Annotated in this window: 13 protein-coding genes; 7 read left to right on the top strand and 6 right to left on the bottom strand. The window is 59.9% G+C overall.

Going from position 1 to position 12,692, the window contains the following annotated elements:
- Positions 1 to 88: 88 nt before the first annotated feature.
- Positions 89 to 871: a PhzF family phenazine biosynthesis protein gene (locus PseuLF5_RS24175; protein ID WP_336347231.1), complete on the top strand. Its 783-nt coding sequence runs from the start codon at positions 89 to 91 to the stop codon at positions 869 to 871.
- Between the two features lie 85 nt (positions 872 to 956).
- Here the strand turns inward: PseuLF5_RS24175 and PseuLF5_RS24180 are convergent, their stop codons facing one another.
- Both PseuLF5_RS24180 and argF read right to left on the bottom strand, forming a co-directional pair.
- Positions 957 to 2,066 (bottom strand): ABC transporter ATP-binding protein, encoded by a 1,110-nt coding sequence (locus tag PseuLF5_RS24180; protein WP_340134870.1) that lies wholly within the window; start codon positions 2,064 to 2,066, stop codon positions 957 to 959.
- On the bottom strand, positions 2,063 to 2,983 hold the full coding sequence (gene argF, locus PseuLF5_RS24185; RefSeq protein WP_042704963.1) for an ornithine carbamoyltransferase: 921 nt from the start codon (positions 2,981 to 2,983) through the stop codon (positions 2,063 to 2,065). The genes PseuLF5_RS24180 and argF overlap by 4 nt, the downstream gene beginning before the upstream one ends.
- A 404-nt stretch (positions 2,984 to 3,387) precedes the next feature.
- Between argF and PseuLF5_RS24190 the strand changes: the two genes are divergently transcribed.
- The 3 genes from PseuLF5_RS24190 to grxD all read left to right on the top strand — a co-directional run bounded on the left by PseuLF5_RS24190 (position 3,388) and on the right by grxD (position 6,355).
- Positions 3,388 to 3,678, top strand: coding sequence for a hypothetical protein (locus PseuLF5_RS24190; RefSeq protein WP_042607370.1), 291 nt, complete (start codon positions 3,388 to 3,390; stop codon positions 3,676 to 3,678).
- 132 nt (positions 3,679 to 3,810) lie between these two features.
- Positions 3,811 to 5,916, top strand: coding sequence for a molybdopterin oxidoreductase family protein (locus PseuLF5_RS24195; RefSeq protein ID WP_186746728.1), 2,106 nt, complete (start codon positions 3,811 to 3,813; stop codon positions 5,914 to 5,916).
- A gap of 97 nt (positions 5,917 to 6,013) precedes the next feature.
- A complete protein-coding gene (gene grxD, locus PseuLF5_RS24200) occupies positions 6,014 to 6,355 on the top strand; it encodes a Grx4 family monothiol glutaredoxin (protein ID WP_016773402.1) in 342 nt (113 codons plus the stop codon).
- A 200-nt stretch (positions 6,356 to 6,555) separates the two neighbouring features.
- On the opposite strand, the gene bfr is transcribed toward grxD, so the two are convergent.
- The gene (gene bfr / locus PseuLF5_RS24205; protein WP_123466230.1) at positions 6,556 to 7,029 is read right to left on the bottom strand and encodes a bacterioferritin; all 474 of its coding nucleotides are present in this window, start codon (positions 7,027 to 7,029) and stop codon (positions 6,556 to 6,558) included.
- 202 nt (positions 7,030 to 7,231) lie between these two features.
- Entirely contained in the window at positions 7,232 to 7,450 is a 219-nt protein-coding gene (locus tag PseuLF5_RS24210) for a bacterioferritin-associated ferredoxin (RefSeq protein ID WP_093430580.1), read from the bottom strand.
- A 313-nt stretch (positions 7,451 to 7,763) separates the two neighbouring features.
- On the opposite strand from PseuLF5_RS24210, the gene PseuLF5_RS24215 reads away from it, so the two are divergent.
- The gene (locus tag PseuLF5_RS24215; RefSeq protein WP_007953195.1) at positions 7,764 to 8,366 is read left to right on the top strand and encodes a peroxiredoxin; all 603 of its coding nucleotides are present in this window, start codon (positions 7,764 to 7,766) and stop codon (positions 8,364 to 8,366) included.
- A gap of 74 nt (positions 8,367 to 8,440) precedes the next feature.
- Here PseuLF5_RS24215 and rnt read toward each other — a convergent pair whose 3' ends face one another.
- Positions 8,441 to 9,115, bottom strand: coding sequence for a ribonuclease T (gene rnt, locus PseuLF5_RS24220; RefSeq protein WP_095136951.1), 675 nt, complete (start codon positions 9,113 to 9,115; stop codon positions 8,441 to 8,443).
- A complete protein-coding gene (gene pyrC, locus PseuLF5_RS24225; protein WP_123466234.1) occupies positions 9,112 to 10,158 on the bottom strand; it encodes a dihydroorotase in 1,047 nt (348 codons plus the stop codon). The genes rnt and pyrC overlap by 4 nt, the downstream gene beginning before the upstream one ends.
- Positions 10,159 to 10,318: 160 nt before the next feature.
- Here pyrC and PseuLF5_RS24230 point away from each other — a divergent pair, with 160 nt between their 5' ends.
- Together PseuLF5_RS24230 and PseuLF5_RS24235 are read left to right on the top strand one after the other, a co-directional pair.
- Positions 10,319 to 11,227, top strand: a complete 909-nt coding sequence (locus tag PseuLF5_RS24230) for a flagellar protein MotY (protein ID WP_123466236.1) — start codon at positions 10,319 to 10,321, stop codon at positions 11,225 to 11,227.
- Positions 11,228 to 11,356: 129 nt separating this feature from the next.
- The gene (locus PseuLF5_RS24235; RefSeq protein WP_027612065.1) at positions 11,357 to 12,574 is read left to right on the top strand and encodes an argininosuccinate synthase; all 1,218 of its coding nucleotides are present in this window, start codon (positions 11,357 to 11,359) and stop codon (positions 12,572 to 12,574) included.
- Positions 12,575 to 12,692 lie beyond the last annotated feature (118 nt).

Here is a 12,692-nt window from a genome sequence, read left to right on the forward strand (position 1 = left end):
GCTGTATGAAGAAAATTCGCCGGTTCTGTGACTGGCGCTGATCCGGCCGGGACTGCATGCTCTGCCGACGAACTTCAGGGAGTAGGTTATGCAGCTCGAGTTTCATCAGGTCGACGCATTCAGCGATCGGCCATTCAGTGGCAACCCGGCCATGGTTTATCGGCTCGATACCTGGCTGGCGGACGAGTTGATGCAAAAAATCGCCGCCGAGCACAACCTGGCGGAAACGGCATTCGTGGTGCGCGAAGGCGCTGCGTGGCACATCCGCTGGTTTACCCCGACCACCGAAGTACCCTTGTGCGGGCATGCGACGCTGGCCAGCGCCTATGTGTTGTTCGAGATCTACCAGGAAAACGCCGAACGTCTGGACTTCATCTGCAAGTCCGGACCGTTGAGTGTGACCCGCGAAGGCGATCGCCTGTGGCTGGACTTCCCCTCCATCGTGCCGTCAGAGATTGGCGTGACACTGGATGTCGAACGCGCGCTGGGCGTCGAGGCGGTGGACGTGCTCGGTTCCAACGAGCTGTTCGTGGTGCTGGAGTCGGAGCAAGCGGTGCTCGACTGCACACCGGACATGGTTGCACTGGCCAAACTGCCGTGGCTCGGCGCGATCGTCACCGCGCGGGGCAATCAGCATGATTTCGTCTCGCGCTACTTCGCCCCGGCGATCGGCATCAATGAAGACCCGGTGACCGGTTCGACCCATTGCAGCCTGATTCCCTACTGGTCTGCACGTCTGGGCAAGTCGAGCCTGACGGCGTGCCAGCGTTCGGCGCGGGGCGGGGAACTGTTCTGTCGGCTGGAAGGGGAGCGGGTGAAGATTGGCGGCAATGCGACGCTCGTTGCGAGCGGCACCTTGATCCTGGGCTAACCCAAAACAACTGTAGGAGTGAGCCTGCTCGCGATAGCGGTCGCTATCGCGAGCAGGCTCACTCCTACAGGGGGATGGTGCTGGATCAGAGGGCGGTGCTGTAGCGGCGCACGCCGTTTTCCACGGCTGGAATTTGTGCGGCAGTGCTGCCCGAAGCCTGGAACAACACCAGATGTTCGGCGGATACGCGAATCCCCACCTCAGCACCCATCTGATGGTCGGCATGGCTCGGGAAGATCGACTCCAGCTGCGCGCCGGTCGGCAGTTGCAGGCGATACAGGGTCGACGCGCCGAGGAACGTCTTGCCGACGATGCGCGCTTTCAGCGCACTGTCCGGCGCATAAACGATGTCATCCGGACGCAACAGCACATCCACCGCGCCGCCCACCGGCCAGGTGTAGGCCCGGTTGCCACGCAGTTCGCCGAGCTCGGTGTGCACCGACTCCGGGCTGCCGAGCTGGCCGCGAATGAAGTAACCCTGGCCAATGAAACTGGCCACAAACGGCGTCGCCGGTTCGTGATACAGGTTGTAGGGCGTGTCCCACTGTTCCAGCCGACCTTCCTTGAAGACGCCGACGTGATCGCTCACGGCGAAGGCTTCTTCCTGGTCGTGGGTCACCAGAATCGCACTGGTGCCACGGGCCTTGAGGATGTCGCGGACTTCGTGGCTGAGCTTGCGCCGCAGCTCGCCGTCGAGGTTGGAGAACGGCTCGTCGAGCAACAGCAGTTGCGGCTCCGGCGCGAGGGCGCGGGCCAGGGCGACGCGCTGTTGCTGACCACCGGACAACTCGTGGGGGAAGCGTTTGCCGAGGTTCTTCAGGTTGACCAGTTCCAGCAACTCTTCGGTGACACGCTCCTTGTTCGGGTGCTTGCGAATGCCGAAGGCGATGTTGTCGGCGACACTCAGGTGCGGGAACAGTGCGTAATCCTGGAACACCATGCCGATCCGGCGTTTCTCCGGAGCCAGGGTGTATCCGGCACTGGAGATGGTTTCGCCACCGAGGGTGATTTCCCCTTCGTGCACCGGTTCGAAACCGGCGATGGCGCGCAGGGTGGTGGTCTTGCCGCAGCCGGACGAGCCGAGCAGGCAGCCGATATCACCGGCGTTGAGGTGCAGATTGAGGTTCTGCACCACACGTTGATCTTGATAGCCGCAAGCGAGGTTGCGCAGGTTCAGCAGTAATTCATGGCTCATGCGTGGTGGTATGCCGGTTCGACGAGGAACTCGAGCAGGGCCTTCTGTGCGTGGAGACGGTTTTCTGCCTGATCCCAGGCGACGGAGCGCGGGTCATCAAGCAGGTCGAGGCTGATTTCTTCGCCACGGTGCGCAGGCAAGCAGTGCATGAACAGCACGTCCTCGGCAGCGAGGTCGAGCAGGGCACGGTTGACCTGGAACGGCGCGAACAGCTTGAGGCGCTTGGCAGTTTCCTCTTCCTGACCCATCGAAGTCCAGACGTCGGTGCTCACCAGATGCGCACCGCGCACGGCGTCGGCTGGATCGCGAACGATAGTCACGCGATCGCCGGCCTTGGCCACGAATTCAGGGTTCGGCTCATAACCTTCCGGGCAGGCAACGCGCAACTGGAAGTCGAACTGGATCGCCGCTTCTATATAGCTGTTGCACATGTTGTTACCGTCGCCGATCCAGGCCACGGTCTTGCCCTGGATCGAGCCACGGTGTTCGAGGAAGGTCTGCATGTCGGCCAGCAACTGGCACGGGTGCAGGTCATCGGACAGGCCGTTGATCACCGGCACGCGCGAGTTGGCGGCGAATTCGGTCAGGGTGCTGTGGGCAAAGGTACGGATCATCACGGCATCGAGCATGCTCGACATGACGATGGCGCAGTCGCCGATCGGCTCGCCGCGGCCCAGTTGGGTGTCACGCGGGGACAGGAAGATCGCCTGGCCGCCGAGTTGGATCATGCCGGCCTCGAACGAGATGCGGGTGCGGGTCGAGGATTTCTCGAAGATCATCCCCAGTACGCGGTTTTTCAGAGGCTCGAACAGTACGCCGCGGTTACGCAGGTCCTTGAGCTCAACGCCTCGACGGATCACGCTGACCAGCTCTTCGGGCGTGCAATCCATCAGGGAGAGAAAGTGCCTTGCGCTCATCATTGACTACCTTTTGCTACTAACCGCAGATGCTCAAAGCCTTGTTTAACGGAACAACGGGCGAGACCTGCGGCGTAAGCCGCACGGGGGCGACGAAATAGGGGGAGGCGCGATATTGACACTAAATGTCGCGTTATGCCAATAGGCTACGGTTTTTGCGGGATTCGGAGAGCGGGCCGCCGTGGGCGGTCGCGCATTTGAAGCCGGGGTCAGTACAGCAGCGAACCACTTTGTACACTGGCCTCGCGGGGCTTGGCAATGCGCGGTGGCGGGGAGAGTGCCGTTCGGGTCGGTTCGGGACCGGGTGGTTGCGGATCCGCTTGGTCGGATGATCGGGCTGAAACATTTGCTAAAGCAAAGTGCTGGGTTATAAATAAGTTTCGAGCGACGCAGGAAGCCTCCGCATGGAATCGAAAGAACAACTGTTAATGGAATTGCTGGGCCACACGGCTCGCTCACTGACCCATCTCACCGCTTCTGTCACTTCAATGTCCTTCGAACTGCTGCGCAGCGAAGACGAAGTGGTCAAGTCTGCGGGGCGCCACATGATTGATCGCATGGCGACCATCAGCGCCGGGCTCGATGAACACTGGCGCCTGATCGGCGAACTCACCGGCGTGCACGTCGCCCACGAGCAGATCGAAACCATTCAGGAAATCCAGCTCGCCGCACCGCCCCAATTGCCGTCGAACTGACGCGACGGGCTATCGGCGCCCCTGATAAGCGTCAATTCACAAGACGAACGTCGCTGGCGCGGGGGCTGCGCACGGGCCATAGTTTTGTTCCCGCAGGCCTGTTGCCCGCCCAGAACAAGACAGAGACTGGCCATGACCAAGACTCTCCATCACCGTGCCTGCCACCTGTGCGAAGCCATTTGCGGCCTGACCATCGAAACCACCGAAACCGATGGCAGCGTCGCGATCACCTCGATCAAGGGCGATGCCCTCGACACGTTCAGCCGCGGCCATATTTGCCCCAAGGCTGTGGCCCTGCAAGATATTCAGAATGACCCCGACCGTTTGCGCCAGCCGATGCGCCGGGTCGGCAGCGAATGGCTGCCGATCGAGTGGGACGAGGCTTTTGCGCTGGTGGCCGAGCGCCTGGCGGCGATTCAGGCGCGTCACGGGCAAAACGCCGTGGCGGTTTATCAGGGCAACCCGAGCGTGCACAACTACGGGCTGATGACCCACAGCAACTACTTTCTCGGCCTGCTGAAGACGCGCAATCGCTTCTCCGCGACCTCGGTCGATCAGTTGCCCCATCACCTGAGCAGTTACCTGATGTACGGCCACGGCTTGTTGCTGCCGATTCCGGACATCGACCACACCGATTTCATGCTGATCCTGGGCGGCAATCCGCTGGCGTCCAACGGCAGCATCATGACCGTGCCGGATGTCGAGAAGCGCCTGAAAGCGATTCAGGCACGTGGCGGCAAGGTTGTGGTGGTCGATCCACGGCGCAGCGAGACGGCGGCGATCGCGGATCAGCATTTGTTCGTGCGCCCGGGGGGCGATGCGGCGTTGTTGTTCGGGGTGCTCAACACGCTGTTCAGCGAAGGCCTGACTCGCGACAGCCATTTGCCGGTTGACGGGCTGGACGACGTACGCGCGGCAGTGGCGACCTTCACGGCTGAGGCCATGAGCCCGTTGTGCGCGGTGCCTGCCGAACAGATCCGCCAACTGGCCCGCGACTTTGCCGCTGCACCGAGTGCGGTGTGCTACGGGCGGATGGGCGTCTCGACCCAGGCCTTTGGCACCTTGTGTCACTGGGTGGTGCAATTGATCAATCTGGTCACCGGCAACCTCGATCGTGTTGGCGGCGCGTTGTGCACCGAACCGGCAGTGGATCTGGTGGCTTCGACTTCGGGTGGGCATTTCAACAAATGGCAAAGTCGTGTGTCCGGGCGCCCGGAATACGGCGGCGAATTGCCGGTGTCGGCGCTGGCCGAAGAGATGCTCACCGAAGGCGACGGGCAAATTCGCGCATTGATCACCGTGGCGGGCAATCCGGTGCTGTCGACGCCCAACGGCCGACAACTGGAACAGGCGCTGGACGGCCTGGAGTTCATGGTCAGTATCGACCTGTACATCAACGAAACCACGCGTTACGCCGACCTGATCCTGCCGTCGACCTCGGCGCTGGAGAACGATCACTACGACACCACGTTCAACCTGTTCGCGGTGCGCAACGTCACCCGCTTCAATCGGGCGATTCTCGCCAAGCCCGAGGGCGCACTGCATGACTGGGAAATCTTTGTCGGCCTGGCCAAGGCCTTTGCCGAGAAGACCGGCAAGGAGCTCAAACCAACGATGCCGCCGGCGAAGATGATCGACATGGGCTTGCGCATGGGCCTGTACGGTGATGCGTCCGAGCAAAAACTCTCGTTGGCGACGCTGTTCGATCATCCGCATGGCATTGATCTGGGCGCGTTGAAACCGAATCTGGCATCGCGTCTGAAAACGCCGAATCAGCGGGTGCAGGCTGCTCCGCCGGAGATCCTCGCCGACCTCGTGCGCTTCGCTGCGTTGCGAGCACCGGCCGCTGATGAGTTGCTGATGATTGGCCGTCGGCATGTGCGCAGCAACAATTCGTGGATGCACAACTACCATCGGCTGGTGAAGGGCAAGCCGCGTCATCAGTTGCTGATGCACCCGGAGGATCTGGCCAGTCGCGGGCTCTGCGATGGGCAGCGAGTACGTGTCAGTTCGCGGGTCGGGCAGATCGAGGTCGAAGTGCTCGGCAGCCTCGACATGATGAAGGGCGTGGTGAGCCTGCCGCATGGCTGGGGCCATGCGCGTCCGGGCGTGCAGATGACGATTGCCAGCGGTCAGCCGGGGTCGAGTGCCAACGACCTGACCGATGAGTGCCAACTGGATGAGCTGTCGGGCAATGCGGCGCTCAATGGTGTGCCGGTGACGGTGGCAGCAGCCTGAGCATGTCTGTCGGGGAGACCGAGCATGGCGCTCGGGATTCCGTTACAATGCGCCACCGTGCCGACCCATGAGTCGGAAAGTTCAGCCGAGGTGCTCCATGGATATCATCGAAACGATTAAAGAGCAGATTGCCAACAACACCATTCTGCTTTACATGAAAGGCTCGCCGAATGCCCCGCAGTGCGGCTTCTCCGCAAAAGCTGCGCAGGCTGTGATGGCGTGTGGCGAAAAGTTTGCGTACGTGGACATCCTGCAGAACCCGGAAATCCGCGCCAATCTGCCGAAGTACGCCAACTGGCCGACTTTCCCGCAACTGTGGGTCGGCGGTGAACTGGTCGGCGGTAGCGACATCATGACCGAGATGGCTGCAGACGGTTCGCTGCAAAGCACCATCAAGGCAGCTGTTGAAGCAGCCGCTGCGAACAAGTCCGAAGCCTGATTCGCTTTTGTGTAGGAGTGAGCCTGCTCGCGATAGCGTTCTGTCAGTTATTGAAGTATCGGCTGACACACCGCCATCGCGAGCAGGCTCACTCCTACATGTGATTCGTGGTGATGCCTGCATCGCATCAGGCAAAAAAAAGCCCCGCGCCTCGAAAGAGGGCGGGGCTTTTTAGTGTCGCGAGTTCAGCGGACGCTGACTTACTCTTCGCCCATCTGCGATTGCAGATAGTTCTCAAGACCGACTTTATCAATCAGGCCCAGTTGGGTTTCCAGCCAGTCGATATGTTCTTCCTCGGACTCAAGAATGTCCTCGAGCAGTTCACGGCTGCCGAAGTCGCCCACGGTTTCGCAATGCGCGATGGCGGCTTTCAGATCAGCGTGGCCGGTCTTTTCGATACGCAGATCGCACTCCAGCATTTCCTTGGTGTGCTCGCCGATATGCAGCTTGCCCAGGTCCTGGACGTTCGGCAGGCCTTCCAGGAACAGAATGCGCTTGATCAGCTTGTCCGCGTGTTTCATCTCGTCGATGGACTCGTGGTACTCGTGTTTGCCCAGCTTGTTCAGGCCCCAATCTTCATACATGCGCGCATGCAGGAAGTACTGATTGATCGCGACCAGCTCATTGGCAAGGATCTTGTTGAGATGCTGGATGACTGTAATGTCGCCTTTCATGATGGGAGTCCTGCCCTGTAATAGCTGTATATAAGGCGGAGTTTGAGCTTGGTATTTATAAGTGTCAAACCTAAGTTATTGAATAATAAATGAAATTAAATCTGAATAAGAATGTTTGTGTTCCGCGTCTAGCGCCTAACCGATTGATTTACAGGCATAAAAAAACCGGACATATGTCCGGTTTTTCGAAATAGGGGAGTAATTATGCCGCGGTAAATTCAACAGGGTAGGGGATCGCAGCCTGGGCTGTTTGCAGCTTGGTCAGGGTTTCGCGAACGACTTCCTTGGCAAGGCACGCACATTTGCCGCATTGGCTGGCGACGCCAGTGGCCTGGCGGACTTCTTTGTAGCTGCAGCAACCTTCATAGATCGCATCGCGGATCTGTCCGTCGGTGACGCCAGTGCAGAGGCAAACATACATAAGTGAGAACCGTCGCTGGTTGTGACTCAATTGCGATGGATCTTAATGTTAACGAGAATGATTGTCAAAGTGCTTTCTGAATGGTTTTCACTGGAAATGCGGATGACTGACGAACGGTGATTAATGGCGATTTGCCTGGCCCCGGAAATGCAGCGCCATTATCCGCTTTCGCTAAAAACCGTTGAGGACAGGCCAAAAACGCAGTGTATGATGGTCGGCCCTTGCGAAGGGGGTTCGTGTCACAGGGCTGTCGCCTGAGGGTGGCAGGCTGGCCCGGACCCTGAACTTCAAGTCTTTACACCAGGAGATATCAATGAGCGTACTCGTAGGCAAACAAGCCCCTGACTTTACCGTCCCGGCCGTACTCGGCAATGGCGAGATCGTTGACAGCTTCACCCTGTCCTCGGCCATCAAAGGCAAATACGGCCTGGTGTTCTTCTACCCACTGGACTTCACCTTCGTCTGCCCGTCCGAGCTGATCGCTCTGGACAACCGCATGGCTGACTTCAAGGCACGCAACGTTGAAGTGATCGCCGTGTCGATCGACTCGCACTTCACCCACAACGCCTGGCGTAACACCCCGGTCAACAATGGCGGCATCGGCCAGGTGAAATACACCATGGCTGCCGACATGAAGCACGACATCGCTAAAGCCTACGACGTTGAATCCGAAGGCGGCGTGGCTTTCCGTGGCGCGTTCCTGATCGACGACAAGGGCGTTGTCCGCTCGCAGATCGTCAACGACCTGCCGCTGGGCCGTAACATGGAAGAGCTGATCCGTCTGGTTGACGCTCTGCAATTCCACGAAGAGCACGGCGAAGTCTGCCCTGCCAACTGGAAGAAAGGCGACAAAGGCATGAACGCTTCGCCAGAAGGCGTTGCGGCTTACCTGACCGAGAACGCTGCTGCCCTGTAAGGCGCAACGTTCAGGTACAAAAAAACCGGCCTGCGTGGCCGGTTTTTTTATGTGCGGGATTTGCCCGACGAGGATCAGTCGTCGAAGTCTTCCCAGCCGCCCATCTGTTTCCAGCGGTTGACGATCCCACAGAACAGTTCAGCGGTTTTCTCGGTGTCGTAACGCGCCGAGTGCGCTTCACGACCGTCGAAGTCGATGTCGGCCGCCTGACAGGCCTTGGCCAATACGGTTTGACCGTAAGCCAGACCGGCCAGTGTTGCCGTGTCGAAGCTGGAGAACGGATGAAACGGGTTGCGCTTCATGTCCAGGCGCGCAACGGCCGCATTCAGGAAGCCAAGGTCGAAGCTGCTGTTGTGGCCGACCAGGATCGCCCGCTTGCAGCCATTGGCCTTCAATGCCTTGCGAATGCCACGGAAGATGTCGGTCAACGCAGTTTCTTCGCTGACGGCCATGCGCAACGGGTGATCGAGCTTGATCCCGGTGAACTCCAGCGCCGCCGCTTCGATGTTGGCGCCTTCGAATGGCTCGACACGGAAGAAGTAGGTGTGATCCGGATAAACGAAACCCTTTTCATCCATGGCGATGGTGGTCGCGGCAATCTCCAGCAACGCATCGGTGGCCGAGTTGAAGCCACCGGTTTCTACGTCGACGACAACCGGCAGGTAACCGCGAAAGCGTGCTGCCATCGGGTGACGGGAACCGCCGCCACCTTGACCGTCCAGTTCATCGTCGAAATGGTCTTCACTCACGCGTGTTCCTCCAGCAGGCGCCAGCGCAGTTTTTCACCGGCGCGCAGCGGGATAACGTTCAGCTCGCCAAAAGGCAGGCTGGTCGGGGCGGTCCATTCTTCGCGAACCAGGGTGATGCGGTCGGTGTTCGCCGGCAGGCCATAGAAGCGCGGGCCATTGAGGCTGGCAAAGGCTTCGAGCTTGTCCAGCGCATTGCGCTGTTCGAAGGCTTCAGCATACAACTCGATGGCGGCGTACGCGGTGTAGCAGCCAGCGCAGCCGCAGGCGGCTTCCTTGGCGTGCTGGGCGTGCGGCGCCGAGTCGGTGCCGAGGAAGAACTTCGCGCTGCCGCTGGTGGCGGCGTCGAGCAGGGCTTCCTGGTGCGTATTGCGCTTGAGGATCGGCAGGCAATAAAAGTGCGGCCGAATTCCGCCTACCAGCATGTGGTTGCGGTTGTACAGCAGGTGATGCGCGGTGATGGTCGCGCCGACGTTGGCCGAAGCCTCGTTGACGAACTGCACGGCGTCGCCGGTGGTGATGTGTTCGAACACCACTTTGAGCGTCGGGAAACGCTCGACTACACGGCGCATGTGCTCATCAATGAAAATCTTTTCGCGGTCGAAGACGTCGACATCGCCACGCGTGACTTCACCGTGGATCAGCAACGGCATGCCGACTTCAGCCATCGCTTCCAGCACTGGGAAGATCTTGTCGATGCTGGTTACGCCGGAATCGGAGTTGGTGGTGGCGCCGGCCGGGTACAGTTTGGCGGCATGCACGAAACCGCTGGCCTTGGCTTCACGAATTTCTTCGGGCTGGGTGCGGTCGGTGAGGTACAGCACCATCAGCGGTTCGAAGCGACTGCCGGCCGGGCGGGCAGCGAGAATCCGCTGGCGATAGCCGTCGGCTTCAGCGGCGTTGCGCACCGGTGGTACCAGGTTGGGCATGATGATTGCGCGGCCAAAGGTGCGCGCAACATCGGCAACGGTATTGGTCAACACGGCACCATCGCGAAGATGAATGTGCCAGTCGTCGGGACGCAGCAGGGTCAGGCGGTCGGACATGAGGGAATTCCAGGCGGGTCAAACTGAGGGGAATGCTACCGGAAAAGACTCTTGCAGGCACTCGCTATCAAGTTTTGCCGGAACCTTCCGATATCCCGAAGGTATGCCGTAAACATAGTGTGAATCGGTCTTTGTGTTACAGAAGCCAATGGAGCCTCCCGTGCGCCAGCGATATTTAGCCTTGCTCAGTGTGTTTGCCAGCCTCCCCGCGATGGCGCTCACCTACCAGACGCGTCTGGAGAACATTGAGTGGACGGTCGAGGGTGACAAGTTCGAGTGCCGTCTGACCCAGCCGATCACCGATTTCGGCTCGGGCCAGTTCGTGCGCAAGGCCGGCGAGCAGGCGATTTTTCGTCTGAATGCCTACAACGCCATGCTCGGCGGTGGTTCGGCGACCTTGCTCGCGGCGGCCGCGCCGTGGCAGCCGGGGCGTAACGACATCTATCTGGGCAGCGTCCGGATCGGAACTGGCAACGTGCTGTTCAACAGTTCGCAGTCTCAGGCCGGCGGGCTGATCAACGGTTTGCTCGACGGTCGCAGCCCGGTGGTGCGCCGTGCGTCCGGCGATGGCCGGGTGTCTGAAGTACGCCTGCTGCCCGTCAAGTTCAGCAAGGCGTTCAACGACTACCAGACCTGTGTGGCGAAGTTGCTGCCGCAGAATTTCGATCAGATCAAGCAGTCGCAGATCGGCTTCCCCGGCGAAGGCACGGATCTGGACGCTGCTGCCAAGGCCAAGCTGCAAGTGATGCTGGAGTACATGAAGGCTGATCCGACGGTCAATCACATCGAGCTCGATGGCCATTCGGACAACAGCGGCAACCGCCTGACCAATCGCGAGTTGTCGCGTCGTCGCGCATTGGCGGTGGTGGATTTCTTCAAGGCCAACGGCATCGCCGAATCGCAGATCACTGTGCGGTTCCACGGTGAGCAATACCCGCTGGTGCCCAACACCAATGCGGCCAACCGGGCGAAGAATCGTCGGGTAGCGGTGAAACTGGCCCGGGTGGCAACGCCCTCCGTACCGGCGCCCCAGGCCAGCACGCCAGCCAGCACTGCAGCAACTTCCTGACCCGCCGGTCATCGTCGCGCTCTCGACAGAATCTGTCGCTTTGTCGTCTTAAGCTGTCGCGCCTCTGTAAATTATCGCGTTTGAGCGGTAGACTCCTCGGCTTTCCGTAGAACCCCGTGGAGTGATGGCATGGCGGACGTAAACAAGGTCGTTCTGGCGTATTCCGGCGGCCTGGACACTTCGGTGATCCTCAAGTGGCTGCAGGATACTTATAACTGTGAAGTGGTGACCTTCACCGCTGATCTCGGTCAAGGCGAAGAGGTCGAGCCGGCCCGCGCCAAGGCTCAGGCCATGGGCGTCAAAGAAATCTACATCGACGATCTGCGCGAAGAATTCGTGCGTGATTTCGTGTTCCCGATGTTCCGCGCCAATACCGTTTACGAAGGCGAGTACCTGCTGGGTACTTCCATCGCACGCCCGCTGATCGCCAAACGTCTGATCGAAATCGCCAACGAAACCGGCGCCGACGCCATTTCCCATGGCGCTACCGGCAAGGGTAACGACCAGGTGCGTTTCGAACTGGGTGCCTACGCACTCAAGCCAGGCGTGAAAGTGATTGCTCCTTGGCGTGAGTGGGACCTGTTGTCCCGCGAGAAACTGATGGACTACGCCGAGAAGCACGCGATCCCGATCGAGCGTCACGGCAAGAAAAAATCCCCGTACTCGATGGATGCCAACCTGCTGCACATCTCCTATGAAGGCGGCGTGCTGGAAGACACCTGGACCGAGCACGAAGAAGACATGTGGCGCTGGACCGTCTCCCCGGAGAAGGCTCCCGACACCCCGCAATACCTGGAACTGACCTACCGTAACGGCGACATCGTTGCGCTGGACGGCGTCGAAATGACCCCGGCCACCGTATTGGCAACGCTGAACAAGATCGGTGGCGCTCACGGTATCGGTCGTCTCGACATCGTCGAGAACCGTTATGTCGGCATGAAGTCCCGTGGTTGCTACGAAACCCCGGGCGGCACCATCATGCTGCGCGCTCACCGCGCTATCGAGTCGATCACCCTGGACCGCGAAGTCGCTCACCTCAAAGACGAGCTGATGCCGAAATACGCCAGCCTGATCTACACCGGCTACTGGTGGAGCCCTGAGCGTCTGATGCTGCAACAGATGATCGACGCTTCGCAGGTCAACGTGAACGGTGTGGTTCGTCTGAAGCTGTACAAGGGCAACGTGATCGTGACTGGCCGCAAGTCCGACGATTCGCTGTTCGATGCCAACATCGCGACCTTCGAAGAAGACGGCGGTGCTTACAACCAGGCCGACGCGGCGGGCTTCATCAAGCTCAACGCGCTGCGCATGCGCATTGCGGCCAACAAGGGTCGCAAGTTGTTCTGATTCTTTCAGAACGCTGTGCAATGAAAAGGCGGGCTTGTCGTTAAGACAGGCCCGCCTTTTTTATTGAATGCTGTGTCTTGCGCGTATCGGGCGATCTCTGGCGCACTGTCGCGGTGGA

It is taken from the genome of Pseudomonas sp. LF-5, from assembly GCF_037626295.1.
GTDB lineage: Bacteria > Pseudomonadota > Gammaproteobacteria > Pseudomonadales > Pseudomonadaceae > Aquipseudomonas > Aquipseudomonas monsensis.

Coding starts and splice junctions, on each gene's coding strand:
- PseuLF5_RS24175 (WP_336347231.1), top strand. CDS start 89: ATGCAGCTCGAGTTTCATCAGGTCGACGCATTCAGCGATCGGCCATTC.
- PseuLF5_RS24180 (WP_340134870.1), bottom strand. CDS start 2,066: ATGAGCCATGAATTACTGCTGAACCTGCGCAACCTCGCTTGCGGCTAT.
- argF (WP_042704963.1), bottom strand. CDS start 2,983: ATGAGCGCAAGGCACTTTCTCTCCCTGATGGATTGCACGCCCGAAGAG.
- PseuLF5_RS24190 (WP_042607370.1), top strand. CDS start 3,388: ATGGAATCGAAAGAACAACTGTTAATGGAATTGCTGGGCCACACGGCT.
- PseuLF5_RS24195 (WP_186746728.1), top strand. CDS start 3,811: ATGACCAAGACTCTCCATCACCGTGCCTGCCACCTGTGCGAAGCCATT.
- grxD (WP_016773402.1), top strand. CDS start 6,014: ATGGATATCATCGAAACGATTAAAGAGCAGATTGCCAACAACACCATT.
- bfr (WP_123466230.1), bottom strand. CDS start 7,029: ATGAAAGGCGACATTACAGTCATCCAGCATCTCAACAAGATCCTTGCC.
- PseuLF5_RS24210 (WP_093430580.1), bottom strand. CDS start 7,450: ATGTATGTTTGCCTCTGCACTGGCGTCACCGACGGACAGATCCGCGAT.
- PseuLF5_RS24215 (WP_007953195.1), top strand. CDS start 7,764: ATGAGCGTACTCGTAGGCAAACAAGCCCCTGACTTTACCGTCCCGGCC.
- pyrC (WP_123466234.1), bottom strand. CDS start 10,158: ATGTCCGACCGCCTGACCCTGCTGCGTCCCGACGACTGGCACATTCAT.
- PseuLF5_RS24235 (WP_027612065.1), top strand. CDS start 11,357: ATGGCGGACGTAAACAAGGTCGTTCTGGCGTATTCCGGCGGCCTGGAC.